Genomic DNA, 20,078 nt, shown 5'->3' on the forward strand with positions numbered 1-20,078 from the left:
TTGGAGACTGCAAGGCCGGCCGCGTGCCCGAAGGCGACCGTGCTCGGCTGGGCACCAGGTGTCGGCGGCAGCGGTTAGGTTGGTCGGCGTGCGATCCGTGCTCACCCACCCCGACCAGCTCAAGGAGCTGCTCGGCATTCCCTTCAACCGGGAGCAGATGCTGGCCATCGGCGCCCCGCTGGAGCCTGCCGTGATCGTCGCCGGTGCCGGGTCGGGCAAGACGACGGTGATGGCCGCCCGGGTGGTGTGGCTGGTCGGGTCGGGGGCCGTCCGGCCGGAGGAGGTGCTCGGGCTCACGTTCACCAACAAGGCGGCCGGTGAGCTCGCCGAGCGGGTGCGGTCCGCGTTGCTCCGGGCCCAGGTGATCGAGACCGACGAGGAGTCCCTCGGTGAGCCGGAGATCTCCACGTACCACGCCTTCGCCGGGCGGCTCCTCAAGGAGCACGGCCTCCGGATCGGCATAGAGCCGGACGTCCGGCTGCTCGCCGACGCCACCCGCTTTCAGCTGGCCGCCAAGGTGCTGCGCTCCGCCCGGGGGCCGTTCCCCGCGCTGACCGGCGCCTTCTCCGGCCTGGTCGCGGACCTGATCGCGCTGGACAGCGAGCTGGCCGAGCACCTGGTGGAGCCGGCCGACCTGCGGACCTTCGACAGCGCCCTGCTCGACTCGCTGGCCACCGCCAAGCTCAGCAACGACGACCTTCGTGCTGTCCCGGTGACGGCCCGCGCCCGGCTGGAGCTGCTCCAGCTGGTCGAGGAGTACCGCCGTCGCAAAGGGGCGGCCGGGCTGATGGACTTCGGCGACCAGATAGCGGCCTCGGCCCGGCTCGCCCAGCAGCGGCCCGAGGTCGGCGAGCTGCTGCGGGCCCAGTACCGGGTGGTCCTGCTGGACGAGTACCAGGACACCTCGGTCGCTCAGCGCCTGATGCTCGCCGGGCTCTTCGGGGCACCCTCCGGCCACCCGGTCACCGCAGTCGGCGACCCCTGCCAGGCCATCTACGGCTGGCGCGGGGCCTCCGTGGCCAACCTGGACGACTTCCCCGAGCACTTCCCGCGCCGCGACGGCTCCCCGGCCGTCCGCTACTCGCTCAGCGAGAACCGCCGCAGCGGCGGCCGCCTGCTCGCCTTCGCGAACGAGCTCGCCGTGCCGCTGCGCGACATGCACCAGGGCGTCGAGGCGCTCCGTCCGGCCCCCGGCGCCGAGCAGGAGGGCTTCGTACGCTGCGCCCTGCTGCCCACCCATGCCGAGGAGATCGACTGGCTGGCCGACTCGATCGCCCACCTGGTCCTCACCGGGACCGCCCCGGGCCGGATCGCCGTGCTCTGCCGGGGCGGCGTGGCCTTCCCCGACATCCACGCGGCGCTGGTCGCCCGCGAGGTCCCGGTCGAGGTGGTGGGCCTCGGCGGGCTGCTGCAGCTGCCCGAGGTGGCCGACCTGGTCTCCGTCTGCGAGGTGCTGCAGGACCCGACCGCCAACGCGGCCCTGGTCCGCCTGCTGATCGGCCCGCGCTGGCGGATCGGCCCGCGTGACCTCGCCCTGCTGGGCCGCCGCGCGACCCAGCTGGTCCGCACCGGCGGCCCGGAGGGCGTGGACGCGCTGGCCGCCGCCGTAGCGGAGACCGACCCCACCGAGGTGGTCTCGCTCTCCGACGCGCTGGAGACCTTCCTCGACGCCGAGCAGCCCGACGAGCTGCCGTTCTCCCCGGAGGCCCGGGTCCGTTTCGCCAGGCTCGCCCAGGAGGTCCGCGAGCTGCGCCGCTCGCTGGCCGAGCCGCTGATGGACGTACTGCACCGGGTCCTCACGGTGACCGGCCTGGAGGTCGAGCTCTCCGCCTCCCCGCTCGCCCTGGCCGCCCGGCGGCGGGAGACGCTGCACAGCTTCCTGGACATCGCCGCCGGGTTCGCCGACCTGGACGGGGACCCGGGGCTCGCCGCCTTCCTGGCCTTCCTGCGCGCCGCTCAGGAGTACGAGCGCGGCCTGGACAACAGCCTCCCCGGCGGCGAGGACACCGTGAAGGTGCTGACCGCCCACAAGTCCAAGGGCCTGGAGTGGGACGTGGTCGCCGTCCCCGGCCTGGTCAAGGACACCTTCCCGAGCGGCAAGGGCCGCGAGCGCTGGACGAGTACCAAGAGGGTGCTCCCGCACCTCCTGCGCGGTGACGCGGCCACCCTGCCCGACATCGCGGCCTGGGCCCCGAAGGAGATGGGCCTGTTCAAGAAGGAGATGGCCGCCCACTCGCAGACCGAGGAGCTGCGCCTCGGCTATGTCGCCTTCACCCGCCCCCGCTCGCTGCTGCTGGCCTCCGGCCACTGGTGGGGGCCGAGCCAGAAGCGCCGGCGCGGCCCGTCGAGTTTCCTGAAGGCGCTGTCCGAGCACTGCGGGCAGCCGGGCTGCGGCGAGGTCGAGCAGTGGGCCGAGGCGCCGCTTCCGGACGCGGAGAACCCGGCGCTGACCGCCACCGTCGAGACCCCGTGGCCGCTGCCGCTGGACCCGGCCGCCCAGTCCGCCCGGCGCCGGGTCGCCGAGGTGGTGCAGCGCAGGCTGGCCGGGGAGGGTGCCCCCGAGCCGGAGCGGCTGGCGATCGAGGACCAGCGGCAGGTCGATTCCTGGGATCGCGATCTCACCGCCCTGCTGGGCGAGTTGGAGCGGTCCCGGCGGGCGGTGCGTGAAGTCCCGCTGCCGGCCTCGATGTCGGCCTCCCAGCTGATGCGCCTGGCCGCCGATCCGGACGGCTTCGCCCGCGAACTGGCCCGCCCGATGCCGCGTGCGCCGCAGCCGGCCGCCCGCCGGGGCACCCGTTTCCACGCCTGGGTGCAGTCCAGGATCGAGCCGCTGATGCTGATCGAGCCCGGCGCGCTGCCGGGTGTGGACGACGACGGGATCGAGGACGAGCGCGATCTGGAGCGGCTCAAGGAGGCCTTCCTGCGCAGCCCGTACGCACACCGGACGCCGTACCGGGTCGAGGCGCCGTTCCAGTTGGTGCTGGCGGGCCGGGTGGTGCGCGGCCGGATCGATGCGGTCTACCGGGAGCGTGACGGTGGCTCAGGGTCACCGTCCTCGTCACACTACGAGGTCGTCGACTGGAAGACCCACCGGGAGGAGACGGCCGATCCGCTGCAGCTCGCCATCTACCGGGTCGCCTGGGCCGAGCAGATGGGTGTGGAGCCGGAGCAGGTCACGGCTTCGTTTCTATACGTCCGCAGTGGGCGTGTCGAAAGACCCTCAGGACTTCCTGACCGAAAAGAGTTGACCAGGCTTCTGATCGGGAATAGTGAAGAATGAGTCACTCAGAGCATCCAAGTCGTCACAGGATCGCGCGAAACCTGAGCACTGCGCACTTTTCGCGCCTATTGTGGGGTCGGTAACCGGTCACCCCCGGACCCCGGCCACCCGCGAGGACCGTAGTTCCTCACCCTCAGTCATCACCGCAGGTGTCCCCTGGCACCGGCCACCTTCTGCTGGAGAGACCGAAGTTGAGCGCGACCGGATGGATCAGAGAGCGGCTGGCGGGGCCGACCCCGGGAGCCGTTCCAGGCACGGTTACGGGCACGTGGCCGAGGACCGCCCTCGCGCTGCCGTTCATCGGCATGCTCCTGGTCGTCTCCCTCGACTACTTCAGCAACACCGAGGTGACGGTCGAACCGGCCCTCACCGCAGTTCCCGCGCTGGCCGCCGTGGTCAGCCGGCGCACCTGGTACCCGCTGTTCATCGGCCTGTTGACCGAGGCCGCCGCCTTCCTGATGGCCGTCTACAACGAGGTGCTCGGCGAGTCCGTGCACAGTGCGACGGTCTTCGCGATCGCCCTGGTCGCCGGGATCGGCTGGGTCAGCGCGACCCTGCGGGTCCGTCAGGAGCAGGCACTGGCCGACGCCCAACTGGTCGCCGAGATCGCCCGCCGGGTGCTGCTGCGCTCCGTCCCCGACCGGGTCGGCAGCGTCCGGGCCGCCGTGCACTACGCGGCCGCGGCCGAGCACGCCAGCATCGGGGGCGACCTCTACGAGGTGGTCAACACCCGGCACGGGGTGCGCGCGGTGGTCGGCGACGTCCGGGGCAAGGGCCTCAACGCCGTGGAGACGGCGGCCGCCGTGCTCGGGGCGTTCCGGGAGGCCGCCCACCAGGAGCCCTCCCTGCAGAAGGTGGCCGGCTGGCTGGCCGTCAGTCTGGACCGCGCCCTGCACGAGAACGACCACCCGGGCGTGGAGGAGGAGTTCGTCACCCTCGTCCTGATCGGCGTCTGCCCCGACGGCACCGCCGAGATCGTCAACTGCGGACACCCCGCCCCGCTTCTGCTCCGTACCGGCGAGCCGGTACGGGCGCTGGAGCTGGACGAGACCGTCCCGCCGCTCGGGGTGCTCGACCCGGCCGACGTCAGCCCGCCCGTCCAGCGGGTGAAGGTCCAACCCGGCGACCGTGTCCTGCTCTTCACCGACGGGGTGATCGAGGCCCGCGACCACCGCGGCGCCTTCTACCCGCTGGCGGAGCGGCTCCCGCACTGCGCCGTCGGCGGCCCGGTCGAGGTGCTGCACCGGCTGCACGACGACGTCGTCCGCCATGTCGGCCGCAAGCTGGGCGACGATGCCGCCATGCTGCTCCTCCAGTACGAGCCCATCGTGCCGCAACTCCCGCACCAGAACGGCCAGCAGGCGCTGACTACAGGCTGACCTCGACCACCAGCGGGCGGTGGTCCGAAACGGCCGCGTGCGGCGCGGCCGCCGGGCCGACGGCCGCGCGTGGCACGCCTATCGCGAGCACGTGGTCGAACTGCACGGCCGGCCGGTGCGAGGGGTAGGTCGGCGTCTTCGCCAGGTCGTACCAGCCCTGCAGTCGCGGGCGCGGCTCGCGCACCCGGCGCCGGCGCGGACCCGGTTGGGCCGCCCGGGCCCGCCGGGCCACCCGCAGGTCCCGCACGCGATCACGCCGGGTCTCGGGATCCAGTGCCGCCGCGCCGCCGAGCACCGTCCGCGGAACCGCGCCGATCAGGTTGAAGTCGCCGAGCACCAGGTACGGCTTCGGCAGGTCCGCGATCCAGCGGCGGATTGCGGCCAGCTGTGCCATGTTCCAGCCCGGCACGAAGGACAGGTGCGTCGCGACCACCGTGAACTGCCCGTGCTCACCCTGCAGTACGGCGGCCACCGCAGCGCGCGGCTCGTCCGGTACGGGGGTCAGCCCGCGCCGCCCGGCCACCCGCAGGGGCAGCCCGAACGGCGCCGGGGCGAACCGGCGGGCCCGCCAGTGGTGCACCGGCAGCCGGGTGAGCAGCGCGGTGCCGTACGAGGGCAGCTCGGTGGCGGTGCCCACCTCGCCGGGCCCGTAGACCTGCAGGCCGGGGACGGAGGGGTCGGGCACCCAGCCGGCCAGCGGTGCCGGGCGGCCGTGCAGGGCTGCGGCGAAGCGCCAGTCGGCGGCGCCCATCGCCTTCGCGGCAACGGCGGTCTGGTCGACGAACCCGGAGCGCTCCTGGTGGCGGTCGACCTCCTGGATCGCCAGTACGTCCGCGTCCAGTTCGGTGATCGCCTCGGCGAGAGGGTCGGCGGCCTCGGGAGGGTAGGGCAGCGGGCTGCCGTCGGCGGCCAGGGGCTGACCGTGCAACAGGTTGAAGGTGGCGATGCGCAGCTGGCTCACACTGCACGACGGTACCCGCTGCGCTTGTGACCCTCGGGCATACCGGGTATACATACTCGGTATGTCCATCCGTCACGGCCTGCTCGCCCTGCTCGACCAGGGCCCGCGCTACGGCTACCAGCTCCGCACCGAGTTCGAGGCCCGTACGGGCGCGACCTGGCCACTCAACGTCGGCCAGGTCTACACCACGCTGGGCCGCCTGGAGAGGGACGGTCTGGTCGCGCCGCACGGTGAGGACGACGAGGGCCACCAGTTCTACGCCGTCACCGAGGCAGGACGCGCGGAACTGCGCAACTGGTTCGACACCCCGGTGCCCCGGACCAACCCGCCGCGCGACGAACTGGCGATCAAGCTGGCGATGGCCGTCACCGTTCCGGGCGTGGACGTCGCCGCAGTCGTCCAGTCGCAGCGCCGGCACAGCATGAAGGCACTCCAGGACTACACCCGGCTCAAGGGCCAGGCACTCGCCGCCGACGCGGGCCGTCAGGCCGACCTGGCCTGGCTGCTGGTGCTGGAGCAGCTGATCTTCCAGACCGAGGCGGAGATCCGCTGGCTGGACCACTGCGAGACCCGTCTCGCGCAGCACCGGCAGCAGCCCGAGCCGCCCACGCCGGGGCAGAACCAGGCGCCCGCCGAGAGCTCGGCCAAGCCGCGCCGCCGCACCCGAATCTGAAGTCCACCGCACGACAGCAGGGGGAAAGTTGACCACCTCTCAAGCGACCGCAGGCACCGACGTGGTGCTGCACCTGGAGCACGTCACCCGGGTCCACGGCCAGGGCGCCGCCGAGGTGCACGCCCTGCGCGGCGTCGACCTCAAGGTGCGCCCGGGCGAACTCGTCGCCGTGATGGGGCCCTCCGGCTCCGGCAAGTCCACCCTGCTCACCCTGGCCGGCGGCCTGGACAGCCCGACCACCGGTCAGGTGCTGGTCGAGGGCGTCGCGCTCGGCGGGCTCTCGCGCAAGAAGCAGGCCCAGGTCCGCCGCCGGGCGATCGGTTACGTCTTCCAGGACTACAACCTGATCCCCGCGCTGACCGCCGCCGAGAACATCGCACTGCCCCGCGAACTGGACGGGATATCCAGCCGCGCCGCCCGCCGCGAGGCGATCACGGCCCTCGAGGAGCTCGGCATCGTCGAGCTCGCGGACCGCTTCCCCGACGACATGTCGGGCGGCCAGCAGCAGCGCGTCGCCATCGCCCGCGCCCTGATCGGCGACCGCCGCCTGGTGCTCGCCGACGAGCCGACCGGTGCGCTCGACTCCACCACCGGGGAGGCCGTCCTGGCCGTGCTGCGGGCCCGCTGCGACGCGGGTGCGGCCGCCATGATGGTCACCCACGAGGCCCGGCACGCGGCCTGGGCGGACCGGGTGGTGTTCCTCCGGGACGGCCGGATGGTCGACGAGAGCGTGAGCCAGGACGCCGCCGCCCTGCTGGTCAGTGCCGCCACCAACAGCATCAAGGGCCCGGTGGCCGAGTGAAGCTCACCGCCTGGCGGGTCGCCCTGCGCATCGCCCGCCGCGACGCCCTGCGTGCCAAGGGCCGCAGCGCCCTCGTCCTCGCCATGATCGCCCTGCCGGTGCTCGGCGTGGCCGGCGCCGACGTGGTCTACCGCAGTGCCGAGCTGGAGCCGGGGGAGAAGATCGTCCGGCTGATGGGCGGCGCGGACGCGCTGGTCTCCGCGTACGGACGCGGGATGACGGTGCTGCAGCCGCCGATCGCCGACGAGGGCTCGAACGCGCACATGCCCAGGACCGGCGAGAAGCCCACGCCGGAGCAGCAGAGGAGCCTGACGGTCGAGCCCGCCGAGCTGGTCAAGCAGGTGCTGCCGGCCGGTAGCGTGCTGATCCCGTACACCGAGGGCGCCGGCGCCTCGGCCACCACCCGCGACGGCCGGCTCGGGGTCAGGACCGCCGAGGCGGATCTGACCAACCCGGTCTGGCACGGCAAGGTCGATCTGGTCGAGGGCCGTGCGCCGAGCGCTCCGCAGGAGCTGGCCGCGACCCGGCACTTCCTCGACCAGGCGGGCCTCAAGGTCGGTGACACCACCAGCCTGCGCGGGCTGGACGACAAGCCGTTCACCATCACCGGTGTCGCCGAGTACCCGGGCGACCTGACCACCGACCAGCTGATCGGCCGCCCCGGCGCGCTCGTCGATCCGCTGGCCAGGGCCAACGGCCAGAGCGCCAGGGACAACGGCCCGTTCAGCAACGGCAAGTGGCTGGTCCAGCTGCCGGCCGGAACCGTCCTGGACTGGCCGAAGGTCCTGGAGGCCAACAAGTACGGCTTCACGGTCACCTCGCGCAGCGTGGTGCTCGACCCGCCGCCGCGCTCGCAGGTGCCGTACTACGTCGAGCAGGACCAGTACGAGCAAGGCGTCGGCAAGTACATCGACGACACCGGGCTGGTGATCCTGGCGACCGTCGCCGGGATGGCGCTGCTGGAGATCGTGCTGCTCGCGGGCCCCGCCTTCGCCGTCGGGGCCAGGCGGTCCCGGCGGCAGCTCGGCCTGCTGGCCGCCGGTGGCGGTGACCGCTCGCACATCCGGGCGGTGGTGCTCGGTGGCGGTGTGGTGCTCGGCCTGGCCGGTGCGGCCGTCGGTGTGGTGCTCGCGATCGGCCTGGTCGGCGCCGTCCGCCCCTGGCTGGAGGAGCTGGCCGGACGCCGCTTCGGGCACTTCGACCTGCAGCCGCTCGACCTGTTCGGGGTGGCCGCGCTCGGCCTGGTCACCGGCCTGCTCGCGGCGGTCGTCCCGGCCGTCCAGGCGGCCAGGCAGGACGTGGTGGAGGCACTGACCGGGCGGGGCTCGGTCAAGCCGCCGAACAGGTGGCTGGCCCTGCTCGGCCTGCTGATGCTCGCCGGCGGCGCCGCGCTGGCCCTGTTCGGTGCCAACGTCGGCAGCCGCAGCACCGCCGTGCTGGGCGGCTCGGTGATCGCCGAGCTGGGCATGGTGGTCTGCACCCCGATGCTGGTCGGCCTGTTCGGCAGGCTCGGCCGCTGGATGCCGCTCAGCCCCCGGCTGGCACTGCGGGACTCGGTACGTCACCGCGGCCGGACCGCACCCGCGGTGGCCGCCGTGATGGCGGCGGTGGCCGGCTCGGTCGCGGTGGGCATCTACACGACGAGCTCCGACCAGCAGAGCCGCGAGCAGTACCAGGCGAGTCTGCCCAGTGGAGCCGTACTGCTGGCCACGGGCTGGGGGCCCAGTGCCGACGCCAAGCTGCTGCCGCAGCAGCGGGCCGCGGTCGAGCAGTCGATGCCGGCCCTCGGCGCCCGCGCCGACGTCTACACCACCGGCTACAAGGGGGACTGCCGCAAGGGCGGGGGCTCCTGCGGCAACGCCGAGGTGATCATCCCCAAGGAGCGCCGCTGCCCGGCCCACGACCGGGACAACACCGGCCCGCAGATGGACGAGGCCGAGTACCGGCGGCTGATGCAGGACCCGCGCTGCCAGGCCGAGCAGACCCGGGGCTACGGAGGGCAGTTCGGAATGCTCCCGGCCGGCGACGCGACCGCGCTGCACAACCTCTTCGGGGTGCAGGACCCGGCGGCCGTGCAGGCCCTCACGGGGGGCAAGGCGGTGGTCTTCGACCCGGTCTATCTCAAGGACGGGAAGATCACCATCGAGCTCACCGAGCCGATGAAGGAGCAGAGCGCCGGAACGATGCAGGTCGGGGCTGACGGCAAGGTGGCGGACGCCCCCAAGCAGGAGACCCACGAGGTCACGGTCGAGGCCGTCGTGGCCACCGCGCAGGTCCCCGGCGGCGTAGCCCTCCTCACTCCCGAGACCGCGCACCGGCTCGGCCTGACCACCTCGGACGCCGGCTCGGTCTGGCTGCCGGACACGGTGCCCAGCAGCTCGGCCGAGCAGAAGGCCACCGCTGCCGTCAGCAAGATCTCGGGGTCGAGCCAGCTGGAGGTGGAGCGCGGCTACCGCGCGCGGAACGACCTGACCAGCCTCGGCCTGACCGGCTTCGCCGCCATCGTCGCGCTGGGTGCGGCGGGGATCGCCACCGGCCTCGCGGCCGCGGACTCCCAGCGGGACCTGGCCACGCTGTCGGCGGTCGGGGCGGCGGGCGGCATCCGGCGCAGGCTCTCCGGCTTCCAGTGCGGGGTGATCGCCGCGATGGGCGCGGTGCTCGGCACGATCAGCGGGATGGTGCCCGCGATCGCGCTGCGGAAGATGCAGGGCATGTCCCACATCGAGGCCGTCATGTCCGGGGCGCAGGAGGGCCACGTGGTGATCGCCATCCCGTGGCTGAACATCGGGATCACGCTGCTGGTGCTGCCCGCCGTGGCCGTCCTGCTGGCGATGCTCTTCACCCGCTCCAAGATGACCCTGGTGCGGCGCTCGGCCTGACCGTACGCACTCGGGCACCCCAGGGGCGCGGGGAACTGCGTGACCAGCCCTCTACGGAGGTGCATGGCCGGACGCGCAGTTCCCCGCGCCCCCACTGGTGCCCTCTCTGACAAAGGTGATCGAGGTTACGGGTGCTGTCCCTGGACCGCCGGGGCACGCACCCGCATGGGCGAACTAAAGTCGTCCGTATGACGAAAACCCCGGACAGCGTCGTCCGCTCCTTCATCGACCAGCACCAGGCCGCCTTCCTCCAGGACCTCTCCGACTGGCTGCGCATCCCGTCCGTCTCCGCCGACCCGACCCGGGCCGCCGACGTCCGCCGCTCCGCCGAGTGGCTGGCCGACAAGCTGCGCGAGACAGGCTTCCCGGTGGCGGAGGTCTGGGAGACGGACGGTCTGCCGGCGGTCTTCGCCGAGTGGCCGTCCGGGGATTCGTCCGCCCCCACCGTGCTGGTGTACGGGCACCACGACGTCCAGCCCGCCGCCAAGGAGGACGGCTGGGCGACCGAGCCGTTCACACCGACCGTGGTCGGCAAGCAGCTGTTCGCCCGCGGCGCGGCCGACGACAAGGGCCAGGTCTTCTTCCACACCCTGGGTGTCCGCGCCCACCTGGCCGCCACCGGCCGTACCGCGCCCGCCGTCAACCTCAAGCTGCTGATCGAGGGCGAGGAGGAGTCCGGCTCCCCGAACTTCGCCGCGCTGATCCGCCGCGAGGCCGCCCGCCTGGCCTCGGACGTCGTGATCATCTCCGACACCGGCATGTGGGCCGAGGACACCCCGACGGTCTGCACCGGTATGCGCGGCCTGGCCGACGCCCAGATCGACCTGTTCGGCCCGGACACCGACATCCACTCCGGCTCCTTCGGCGGTGCCGTACCCAACCCGGCCGACGTCGCCGCCTCGCTGGCCGCCGCGCTGCACGACGCCGACCGCAAGGTCGCCGTCCCCGGCTTCTACGACGGCATCGTCGAGCTGACGGACCGTGAGCGCGAGCTCTTCGCCGAGCTGCCCTTCGACGAGGCCCAGTGGCTGCGCGTCGCCAAGTCGTACGGCACCCAGGGGGAGGCCGGTTACAGCACCCTGGAGCGCGTCTGGGCCCGGCCGACGGCCGAGGTCAACGGCATCTGGGGCGGGTACACCGGCCCGGGCGGCAAGACCATCGTCCCGGCGGACGCGCACCTCAAGCTCTCCTTCCGGCTGGTCGCGGGGCAGGAGATCGAGAAGGTCCGCGAGGCCGTCCGGGAGTGGGTGGCCGGCCAGGTGCCGGACGGCATCCGGTACGAGGTCGTCTTCCCCGGTGCCACCCGCCCCTGCCTGACCCCGCTGGACCACCCGGCGCTGCAGTCCACCGTGCGGGCGATGGGCCGGGCCTTCGAGCAGAAGATCCTCTTCACCCGCGAGGGCGGCTCGGGACCGGCCGCCGACCTGCAGGACGTGCTCGGCGCGCCGGTGCTGTTCCTGGGCATCTCGGTGCCCTCGGACGGCTGGCACTCCGTGAACGAGAAGGTCGAGCTGGACCTGCTGAGCAAGGGCGTGGAGACCGCCGCGTACCTCTGGGGCGACCTGGCCGAGAACTGGCGCAGGGCGTGACCGACCTGATGACTATTCGAACGGGGATGGACCGAGTTGAGCACCGTGCCTGACACCAAGCACCTCGCCCTCGCCCGGGCCGGCGTGGACCGGGCCGCGCAGCACCGGTTCGACGAGCCGTGGCTGGCCGCGGCCTGGAGCCACCCGAGCACCAAGGTGCTGCCCATCGCCGGTGGTGAGGCCTTCGTGGTCGACACCGAGCTGGGCACCGAACTGGTGCTGCTGGCCTCCTTCGAGTCACCGCAGGCCGGGGACCGCTACTTCCTCGGCACCGACGACGACGGCACCTCGTACTTCGCACTGGCCTGCGAGAGCCTGCCCGGGCGGCTGGACGGCGACGCCCGACCGGCCGGGCTGCGCGAGGTGGGTGCTCTGCTCTCGGACCGGGACGCCGGGCTGCTCGTGCACGCCGTCGCCCTGGAGCACTGGCACCGGCTGCACAGCTTCTGCTCGCGCTGCGGCCACCCGACCGAGAAGGCCGGGGCCGGACACGTCCGCCGCTGCACCTCCTGCACGGCCGAGCACTACCCGCGGACCGACCCGGCGGTGATCATGATGATCACCGACGAGCAGGACCGCTGCCTGCTGGGCCGTCAGGCGATCTGGCCGGAGGGCCGCTGGTCCACGCTGGCCGGATTCGTCGAGCCCGGTGAGTCGATCGAGCAGGCGGTGGCCCGCGAGGTGTTCGAGGAGGCCGGGGTCCGGGTCGCCGAGGTCAGCTACGTGGCGAGCCAGCCGTGGCCCTTCCCGTCCAGCCTGATGCTGGGCTTCCTCGGGAAGGCCGACCCGGCGGGCACCGCGATCACGGTGGACGGCGAGGAGCTGGCCGAGGCGCGCTGGTTCTCCCGCGAGGAGTTGCGGGCCGGAATGGCGGCGGGGGAGATCCTGCCGCCGTCCGGAATTTCGATCGCACGTCATCTGGTCGAACTCTGGTACGGCGAACCGCTGCCTTCCGCGGCTCGCTGGTAGAAGCAGAAAGGGGGCGTGCGGCAATATGCCGCACGCCCCCTTTCTGGGGCGGCTCGCCGCCGGGCGCTCTTGGCCCGGTGTCGACACTCCTCGCTCCCGCGCTCCTTCGTCGCTCGTCGCTCGTCCCTTTCGACACCGGCGCGCCCTTTGGCTCCCCGCTCCCCTTTTTCTTTATTTTTCTGATCAGAACTGAAAACTGTTGTGCTACGACAGTTCGAGCCAGCAGCTGACGGTCTTCCCGGTCAGCCGGGTGGTCACCGTCCACTGCTCGCACAGGGCGCTGACGATCGCCAGGCCCCGGCCGCTCGGGTCCTCCTCGGCGGCCTCGCGGGGCTGCGGCAGGCCGCGCCCGAAGTCCGCGACGGAGATCTGCAGGGCGCTGTCGGTGAGGGCGAGGGTGATGGAGATCGCGCCGTGGCCGTAGCGCAGGGCGTTGGTGACCAGCTCGGACACCAGCAGCTCGGCGCAGTCCGTCAGCTGGGAGGCGCCCCAGGCGGCGAGTGCGGTACGGGTCAGCCGGCGGGCCCGGCCGACGTTGCGCGGCTGTGGCGGGAACGAGGCCGTCGCGGACCACGCGCCGCGGTCGGCGGCTTCGAGGGTCCGGCCCGGCCGACGCTCGGCCCCGGAGGGGTCGGTGCGTTCCTTCTCGGCCTGCCGCGCTCTGTTCTGGTGTGCGGTGCTGGTTACGGGCATGGGTCCGCCCCCGGGGTGTGCGTGCGTGGAATGTGACGCCCGATATGGCGACGGTGCCGCCGGGCGACTGCAATCGACCTGTTCGGGATCAATCTCAGAATCCCCAATCCTGGCCAATATTGCTTGGTTTCGCTGAAATGGCGCAACCCCCATCGCTACATTCACTCGGGTGACAATCCCACGGGGCACTGCCCAATCCCCCAAGTACCAGCGCCTGGCCGCCGATCTCCGCCGCCGCATCGCGGCCGGGGAGTGGCCGAGCGACGTTCCGCTGCCGGTCGAGGGCGAGCTGGAGCAGCAGTACGGCGTGGCCCGCAACACCGTGCGCCTCGCGGTTGACGTGCTGGTCAACGAGGGTCGGCTGGTCCGTCTCCAGGGCAAGGGCACCTATCTGAAGGACCATCCCGTGCTCGACCATCGCGCGTACGGGCCCGCGCTCGTCCCCGGCCAGCGGGACTGCCTGGCCGCACCGACCGAGGTGTACACGAAAGAGGCACACGAGCGGGGCCGTCGGTTGACGGCCGACTTCGAGATGCTGATCGTGCGGGCCCGGGTCGACATCGCCGAGCGGCTCGGACTGCGGCCGGGCGAGGCCGTGGTGGTCCGCCGCCAGCTGCGGCTGATGGACCGTGAGCCCTACTCGATCGAGGAGAGCCACTACCGGGCCGGTCTGGCCGCGGGCACACCGCTGATGGAGCCCGATCCGGTACCGGGCGGGGACGAGGCGGTGCTCGCCGGGCTGGGGCGGACCGAGATCGGCGGGGTCGACCACCTGGTCTCCCGGATGCCGGGCCCGGAGGAGTCGGCCTGGTTCCAGGGCGGGCCGGGGGTGCCGCTGCTGGTGCAGACCCGGGTCACGTACGACCGGCGCGGGCCGGTGCGGGTGATCGAGACGCGCTACTCCGCGGACCGCTGCCGGCTGGTGTACGGCCTCGGGGAGCTCGCCGCCAGGCCCGCACCGGTCGACGGTGACTGAAAACGCCTGCGGCCCCGGACCCGTGGGGGTCGAGGCCGCTGGCGTACGGAGTCTGCGTCAGCCGAGTTCGTCAGCCGACCAGTGCGGCCTGGACCTGACGGAGGCTCGGGTTGGTCATCACGACCTGCTCGCCGCCGTTGGCCGGCTTGACGATGACGGTCGGCACGACCTGGTTGCCGTTGTTCACCGACTCGACGAAGGACGCCGAGGCCGGGTCCTCCTCGATGTTGATCACGTCGTAGCCGATGCCCTCACGGTCCAGCTGGCTCTTGAGACGGTTGCAGTAGCCGCACCAGGTCGTGCTGTACATCGTGACGCTGCCGGACATGGCGGTGGACTCCTTCGGGAGGGGGCGTACGGTCTGAGGCGAGAACGTCCCGCGTGCATCGGGCATTCCTCGCGCGCCCGGCGCGCAGGGTAGCCCGCACGCCGTGGCGCGCAGAGATTATCCGTTCGTCACACCCGACCTGTGGACAACTCGGGACAGACTGTCATCCGGGCCTGCGAGGATGGACGGCATGCAGGAAGACCTCTTGGGCGGCGACCCGTACGACAGCTACGCCGGCGCGGCACCGCTCGGCGCCGACGCCGTGCTGGCCGGCCTCGACCCCGAGCAGCGGGCCGTCGCGACCGCCCTGCACGGGCCCGTCTGCGTCCTGGCGGGCGCCGGGACGGGCAAGACCCGCGCCATCACCCACCGGATCGCGTACGGCGTGCGCAGCGGCGTCTACCAGCCGCAGCAGGTGCTCGCCGTGACCTTCACGGCCCGGGCGGCCGGCGAGATGCGCGGGCGGTTGCGCCAGCTCGGCGCCGAGGGCGTCCAGGCGCGGACCTTCCACTCCGCGGCGCTCCGCCAGCTCCAGTACTTCTGGCCGCGCGCGATCGGCGGCGAGGTGCCCCGGCTGCTGGAGCGCAAGGTCCAGCTGGTGGCGGAGGCCGCAGGCCGCAGCGGCCTGCGCGTCCAGCGCACCGAGCTGCGCGACCTGACCAGCGAGATCGAGTGGGCCAAGGTCACCCAGATCGTGCCGGACGACTACCCGGCCGCCGTGGTCAAGACCGGCCGCGAGGCCCCGCGTGACCCGGCCGAGATCGCCAGGGTCTACGCCACGTACGAGCAGACCAAGCGCGACCGCGGCGTGATCGACTTCGAGGACGTGCTGCTGCTCACCGCCGCGATCCTGGAGGACCGCCCCGAGATCGCCGACCGGGTCCGCGCCCAGTACCGCCACTTCACGGTGGACGAGTACCAGGACGTCTCCCCGCTGCAGCAGCGCCTGCTCGACCAGTGGACGGGCGGCGGCGCCAGCCTCTGCGTGGTCGGCGACGCCAGCCAGACCATCTACTCCTTCACCGGCGCCACCCCCGACTACCTGCTGAACTTCCGCACCCGGCACCCCGAGGCCACGGTGGTGAAGCTGGTCCGCGACTACCGCTCCACCCCGCAGGTGGTGCACCTCGCCAACGGCCTGCTCGCCAAGGCCCGCGGCCAGGCCGCCCAGCACCGCCTCGAGCTGATCTCGCAGCGCGAGGCCGGGCCCGAGCCGGTCTACGTCGAGTACGCCGACGAGCCGACCGAGGCCGAGTCCACCGCCGCCGAGATCAGGAAGCTGCTCGCGCAGGGCATCCGGGCCAGCGAGATCGCGGTGCTGTTCCGTACCAACGGCCAGTCCGAGGTCTACGAGCAGGCTCTCGCGGACCTCGGCATCTCGTACCAGCTCAAGGGTGCCGAGCGGTTCTTCGAGCGCCCGGAGGTCCGGGACTCCGTGATGCTGCTGAGGGGCGCCGCCCGCGCCGGGTCCGACCCGCTCACGGCCGACGCCCCCGACCTGGCCGGCCAGGTCCGGGCCGTGCTGGCCAGCCGCGGCTTCACGCCCGACCCGCCGGCCGGCTCCGGCACCGTCCGCGAGCGCTGGGAGTCCTTGGCGGCACTCGTCCGCCTGGCCGAGGAGTTCGAGGCCGCGCGCCGTGCGGCCGCCGAGGCCGCCGACCTCGCGGCGTACGTCGCCGAGCTGGACGCCCGAGCCGCCGCCCAACACGCCCCCGCCGTCGAGGGCGTCACGCTGGCCTCGCTGCACGCCGCCAAGGGCCTGGAGTGGGACGCCGTCTTCCTGGTCGGCCTCACCGAGGGCACGCTTCCGATCATCTACGCCAAGACCGACGAGCAGATCGAGGAGGAGCGCCGGCTCCTCTACGTCGGCGTCACCCGGGCCCGGCTGCACCTCTCGCTCTCCTGGGCGCTCTCCCGCTCCCCGGGCGGCCGGGCGAGCCGAAAGCCGACGCGCTTCCTGGACGGTCTGCGGCCCGGCTCGAGCTCCTCGGTGCCCCGCGCGCGCGGCGGGCGCGGTGGGGTCGAGTACGGCGCGGAGCGCTCGGCGGCCCGCAAGGTGCGCGGCCCGGTCAAGTGCCGGGTCTGCGACAAGACGCTCACCGAGGCCGTCGAACGCAAGCTGCGCCGCTGCGAGAGCTGCCCGTCCTCGATGGACGAGGCGCTGTTCGAGCGGCTGCGCGAGTGGCGGGCGCGGCAGGCGAAGAAGCAGGGCGCGCCGGCCTACGTGGTCTTCACCGACGCCACGCTGATGGCCATCGCCGAGGACGTCCCGTCGAACGAGCGCGAGTTGGCCGTGATCTCGGGCGTCGGTGCGATGAAGCTGGACAAATACGGGGCCGCCGTGTTGTCGTTGTGTGCTGGGGAGGAGCCTGCGGACGAGTCCGAGGCCGATCCGCAGGGGGAGACTCAGGGGGAGTCCGACGAGCCGGCCTGAGCCGCTCGCTGAGACCACTTCAGAACTCGCCGGAAAAATAGTTTGCGCGCCGTGCATGGAGAGCAATAGCCTGCCGGAGCGGTCAAGGGGACGAGATCGCGAGCTGTGCGGGGTCACTCCTGCAACAGCTTCCCCATGCGTTTGAACAGCATCACCTGCTTCACCCTGCTTGACCGACCAACATCCGAACATCGGGGCCCGGGGGACTGGGCACCGCGAGACGCCGAGAGGAGGCGAAGACAGTGGAAACCACGAAGATGATCACCAAAATGACTGGCCAGACCGTTATCGCCATGCCCTCCGGCGCTCTCTCGCTGTTCGGCACCACCGGCTGCTCGTCCGCTGCCTCGCTCCTGCGCGGCGTGGTCGTGCTTGCCGATAACGGTCGGGGTCTCGACGCCACCGGTGTCTCCGTTGTTGTCAGTGGTCTTGGCAACACTGGTGCCACGTCCGTCGAGACGGGTCTGTCCCGTGACTGGGCGACGTTCGGCGGCGGGCGTGAGCTGCGCAGCGAGCGACCGATCGAGGCACCGAAGGCAGCAGTAGCGGCCGCCAAGCATGGCGACTATGCGCAGGTCATCGGTGCCGGAGAACCCCAGAAGCAGAACCAGCAGCTGATCAACCAGGCCAAGGCCGCCTTCATCGGCGCCATGGCCGTCCGGATGCGGGCCTTCCGCGGGCCTGAACCCTGGAGAGAACGAACCTGAGTCAGCCTCAGGTCGGCGCCTCCAGGGCCGCGGAACCCGTACACGGGATCCGCGGCCCTTCTGTTTTGTCCGGTACGTCAGACCACCCTGGCCCCTCGGGGCCTCCGGTCCAGCCCCACCAGCCGGCTGGACCGGAACCACAGAGAAGAAGACGAGGAACACCAAGTGTCAACGGTCATCACACCGCCACTTCCGTCCGTACCGACAGACACGCTCACCAAGGCCGACCAGGCCGACCCTCCGGAGGTATCCCTCATGCAGCTCACCGCGATCGACGACGCCGAGGCGCTCGGTCTCCCCATCCCGTGTCGTGCCTTCGACCCGGAGGTCTTCTTCGCCGAGACCCCGGCGGACGTGGAGTACGCGAAGTCGCTCTGCGGCACCTGCCCGGTGAAGGAGGCCTGCCTGGCCGGTGCGCTCGAGCGGCGTGAGCCGTGGGGCGTCTGGGGCGGGGAGCTCTTCGTCCAGGGTGTCGTCGTTGCCCGCAAGCGGCCCCGGGGCCGTCCGCGCAAGACCGAGGTCGCAGCGTGAACCCCGCGCTGCGCGCAGCTGCCGTCCGTCGGGGAGAGCAGCCCCCGCTGGACAGCGCACTGCGCCACTCGGTACGCATCGCCGCCGCCAAGGCGGATGCAGCCCACTCCCGTCCGTTCCCGAGCACGCACCACGAGCAGGACCACCACATGACCGCCGCCGCCATCGATCCGTCCGTCCGCCCCGAGCAGACCACCGAACTTCAGATCCAGAACAGGACTCGCGAGATGCATCTCCTCCATGAATCCCTGGCCCGTGCCCATATGCAAGAACGCCTCCAAGAGGCTGAACACGAACGAATGGGCGTCCGCGTCGCCCGGGCCGCGAAGCTGAAGCGCCGTGCCGAGCGCGCTTCGCTGAGGGCCCGTAAGGCGCTCGCCGTCGCCCTGATGTAAGGGCGAGGCCGCAGTACCCACCCCCGTGACGGCGATGGCCGCTCCCCCTTTCAGCAAGGGGTGAGCGGCCATCGGCGTATCCGTGTGTCTGCTGCCGTTGCGTCAGGTGACCCGACGTCAGCTCTCCACCCGCTCGGCCTCCTCGGCGAAGCCCGGGAGCCACTCCAGCATCTCGGCCCGGAACGGCGCCTTCGCGCTCAGCTGACAGAGCACGCCGATGGTGCTCAGCGTCACGCGGTGGATCAGGAGGTAGGCCGGCGGGAGGTTGAGCTGCTTGCCGAGGTTGTAGGCCGGTGAGCGAGGGTCGGCGATCCGCGCCGCCTGGGCCCGCATCCAGGCCCGGGTGAAGTGGAAGGTCTCCACCGTGGCGGGCTCGATGATCGGCAGCAGGTAGTCGAGTACGGCGTCCGGGTCCAGCTGGATCGAGGGCTTGACGAAGCCCTCCTCGCGGAGCATGTCCAGGACCCCGGCCGCGTCCCCGGCCAGGGCCATTCGCAGCGAGTCCCCGATCGGGGCGGGCAGGCCCTCGGGCAGCCGGTCGACGGTACCGAAGTCGAGCACGCCGAGCCGCCAACCCGAGGCCGGCCCGTCGTCCTTGATCAGCCGGAAGTTCCCCGGGTGCGGGTCGGCGTGCAGCAGCCCGGTACGCGACGGCCCGGCGAACAGGAAGCGGGCGAGCAACTGCCCGGCGCGGTCCCGCTCCTCCTGCGTGCCGTTGGTGATCACCTCGGCCATCGGGGTACCGTCCAGCCACTCGGTGACCAGGACCTGGTCGGCCTGGGCGACCACGTCGGGCACGGTGATGTCGGGGTCGTCGGCGAACTCCTGGGCATGCCGGCGCTGGGCCTGAGCCTCCAACTCGTAGTCGAGCTCCTCGGCGACCCGCTCGCGCAGTTCCGAGATGAGCGGCTTGATGTCGAGCCCGGGGATGAGCGGGCCGACCAGCCAGGCCACCCGGCTGAGCTGGGCGAGGTCGGAGAGCAGTGCGTCACCGGCTCCCGGGTACTGCACCTTGACCGCGACCTCGCGCCCGTCGTGCCAGACGGCCCGGTGCACCTGGCCGATCGAGGCGGCCGCGGCCGGGCGGTCGTCGAAGCTCTTGAACTTCTTGCGCCAGTCCTTGCCGAGCCGCTCGGCCAGTGCGGTGTGGACCTTGGCGGCGGGCATCGGGGGAGCGGCATCCTGAAGCTTCGTCAGGGCGGCCCGGTACGGCCCGGCGACCTCCTCGGGGAGGGCGGCCTCGAAGACGGACAGCACCTGCCCGAACTTCATGGCACCGCCCTTCAACTCCCCCAGGACCTTGAAGAGCTGATCAGCCGTGGCTTGCTGGAGTTCGGCGGTGACCACCTCCGCCGAACGTCCGCCGATCCGCTTGCCGAGGCCCAGTGTTGCGCGTCCGGCTATCCCGAGCGGCAGGGCGGCGAGCCGAGCGGTACGGGTCACTGCCTTGCGCGGTAGATCGCTCACCCAGGCCTCCCAGTC

Annotated in this window: 16 protein-coding genes; 12 read left to right on the forward strand and 4 right to left on the reverse strand. The window is 72.1% G+C overall.

The genetic code is table 11. The annotated features are described in order from the left end of the window. Nucleotides 1–88: 88 nt before the first annotated feature. Both FB465_RS22040 and FB465_RS22045 read left to right on the forward strand, forming a co-directional pair. Nucleotides 89–3,280, forward strand: a complete 3,192-nt coding sequence (locus FB465_RS22040; RefSeq protein WP_145793088.1) for an ATP-dependent helicase — start codon at nt 89–91, stop codon at nt 3,278–3,280. 191 nt (nt 3,281–3,471) lie between these two features. After that, on the forward strand, nt 3,472–4,659 hold the full coding sequence (locus FB465_RS22045) for a PP2C family protein-serine/threonine phosphatase (protein WP_145793090.1): 1,188 nt from the start codon (nt 3,472–3,474) through the stop codon (nt 4,657–4,659). On the opposite strand, the gene FB465_RS22050 is transcribed toward FB465_RS22045, so the two are convergent. After that, nucleotides 4,649–5,620, reverse strand: a complete 972-nt coding sequence (locus tag FB465_RS22050) for an endonuclease/exonuclease/phosphatase family protein (protein WP_246192773.1) — start codon at nt 5,618–5,620, stop codon at nt 4,649–4,651. The genes FB465_RS22045 and FB465_RS22050 overlap by 11 nt on opposite strands. A 61-nt stretch (nt 5,621–5,681) precedes the next feature. Here FB465_RS22050 and FB465_RS22055 point away from each other — a divergent pair, with 61 nt between their 5' ends. The 5 genes from FB465_RS22055 to nudC all read left to right on the forward strand — a co-directional run bounded on the left by FB465_RS22055 (nt 5,682) and on the right by nudC (nt 12,532). Continuing rightward, nucleotides 5,682–6,293 (forward strand): PadR family transcriptional regulator, encoded by a 612-nt coding sequence (locus FB465_RS22055; protein WP_145793094.1) that lies wholly within the window; start codon nt 5,682–5,684, stop codon nt 6,291–6,293. A 28-nt stretch (nt 6,294–6,321) separates the two neighbouring features. After that, the gene (locus FB465_RS22060; RefSeq protein ID WP_246192774.1) at nt 6,322–7,095 is read left to right on the forward strand and encodes an ABC transporter ATP-binding protein; all 774 of its coding nucleotides are present in this window, start codon (nt 6,322–6,324) and stop codon (nt 7,093–7,095) included. Further along, entirely contained in the window at nt 7,092–9,974 is a 2,883-nt protein-coding gene (locus tag FB465_RS22065) for an FtsX-like permease family protein (protein WP_145793095.1), read from the forward strand. The genes FB465_RS22060 and FB465_RS22065 overlap by 4 nt, the downstream gene beginning before the upstream one ends. A 188-nt stretch (nt 9,975–10,162) precedes the next feature. Continuing rightward, the gene (locus FB465_RS22070; protein ID WP_145793097.1) at nt 10,163–11,563 is read left to right on the forward strand and encodes a dipeptidase; all 1,401 of its coding nucleotides are present in this window, start codon (nt 10,163–10,165) and stop codon (nt 11,561–11,563) included. A gap of 36 nt (nt 11,564–11,599) precedes the next feature. Continuing rightward, entirely contained in the window at nt 11,600–12,532 is a 933-nt protein-coding gene (nudC, locus tag FB465_RS22075) for an NAD(+) diphosphatase (RefSeq protein WP_145793099.1), read from the forward strand. Between the two features lie 204 nt (nt 12,533–12,736). On the opposite strand, the gene FB465_RS22080 is transcribed toward nudC, so the two are convergent. Then, nucleotides 12,737–13,225, reverse strand: coding sequence for an ATP-binding protein (locus tag FB465_RS22080; protein ID WP_170290661.1), 489 nt, complete (start codon nt 13,223–13,225; stop codon nt 12,737–12,739). Between the two features lie 169 nt (nt 13,226–13,394). Here FB465_RS22080 and FB465_RS22085 point away from each other — a divergent pair, with 169 nt between their 5' ends. Continuing rightward, entirely contained in the window at nt 13,395–14,201 is an 807-nt protein-coding gene (locus FB465_RS22085) for a GntR family transcriptional regulator (protein ID WP_145793103.1), read from the forward strand. A 70-nt stretch (nt 14,202–14,271) separates the two neighbouring features. On the opposite strand, the gene FB465_RS22090 is transcribed toward FB465_RS22085, so the two are convergent. Then, nucleotides 14,272–14,529, reverse strand: a complete 258-nt coding sequence (locus tag FB465_RS22090) for a mycoredoxin (protein ID WP_145793104.1) — start codon at nt 14,527–14,529, stop codon at nt 14,272–14,274. 262 nt (nt 14,530–14,791) lie between these two features. Between FB465_RS22090 and FB465_RS22095 the strand changes: the two genes are divergently transcribed. From FB465_RS22095 to FB465_RS37970, 4 genes are all read left to right on the forward strand, one after another. Next, a complete protein-coding gene (locus FB465_RS22095) occupies nt 14,792–16,963 on the forward strand; it encodes an ATP-dependent DNA helicase UvrD2 (protein WP_281292389.1) in 2,172 nt (723 codons plus the stop codon). A 242-nt stretch (nt 16,964–17,205) separates the two neighbouring features. Continuing rightward, nucleotides 17,206–17,670 carry a hypothetical protein gene (locus FB465_RS22100; RefSeq protein WP_145793108.1) on the forward strand — a complete coding sequence of 155 codons (465 nt, stop codon included), beginning with the start codon at nt 17,206–17,208 and terminating at the stop codon, nt 17,668–17,670. Nucleotides 17,671–17,835: 165 nt separating this feature from the next. Then, on the forward strand, nt 17,836–18,201 hold the full coding sequence (locus FB465_RS22105; RefSeq protein WP_281292353.1) for a WhiB family transcriptional regulator: 366 nt from the start codon (nt 17,836–17,838) through the stop codon (nt 18,199–18,201). A gap of 149 nt (nt 18,202–18,350) precedes the next feature. Next, nucleotides 18,351–18,596, forward strand: coding sequence for a hypothetical protein (locus FB465_RS37970; RefSeq protein WP_145797510.1), 246 nt, complete (start codon nt 18,351–18,353; stop codon nt 18,594–18,596). 117 nt (nt 18,597–18,713) lie between these two features. On the opposite strand, the gene FB465_RS22115 is transcribed toward FB465_RS37970, so the two are convergent. Then, nucleotides 18,714–20,063: an ABC1 kinase family protein gene (locus FB465_RS22115; RefSeq protein ID WP_145793112.1), complete on the reverse strand. Its 1,350-nt coding sequence runs from the start codon at nt 20,061–20,063 to the stop codon at nt 18,714–18,716. Nucleotides 20,064–20,078 lie beyond the last annotated feature (15 nt).

The organism is Kitasatospora atroaurantiaca (assembly GCF_007828955.1).
Taxonomy (GTDB): Bacteria; Actinomycetota; Actinomycetes; order Streptomycetales; family Streptomycetaceae; genus Kitasatospora; species Kitasatospora atroaurantiaca.

Coding starts and splice junctions, on each gene's coding strand:
- FB465_RS37970 (WP_145797510.1), top strand. CDS start 18,351: ATGACCGCCGCCGCCATCGATCCGTCCGTCCGCCCCGAGCAGACCACC.
- FB465_RS22090 (WP_145793104.1), bottom strand. CDS start 14,529: ATGTCCGGCAGCGTCACGATGTACAGCACGACCTGGTGCGGCTACTGC.
- FB465_RS22080 (WP_170290661.1), bottom strand. CDS start 13,225: ATGCCCGTAACCAGCACCGCACACCAGAACAGAGCGCGGCAGGCCGAG.
- FB465_RS22070 (WP_145793097.1), top strand. CDS start 10,163: ATGACGAAAACCCCGGACAGCGTCGTCCGCTCCTTCATCGACCAGCAC.
- FB465_RS22055 (WP_145793094.1), top strand. CDS start 5,682: ATGTCCATCCGTCACGGCCTGCTCGCCCTGCTCGACCAGGGCCCGCGC.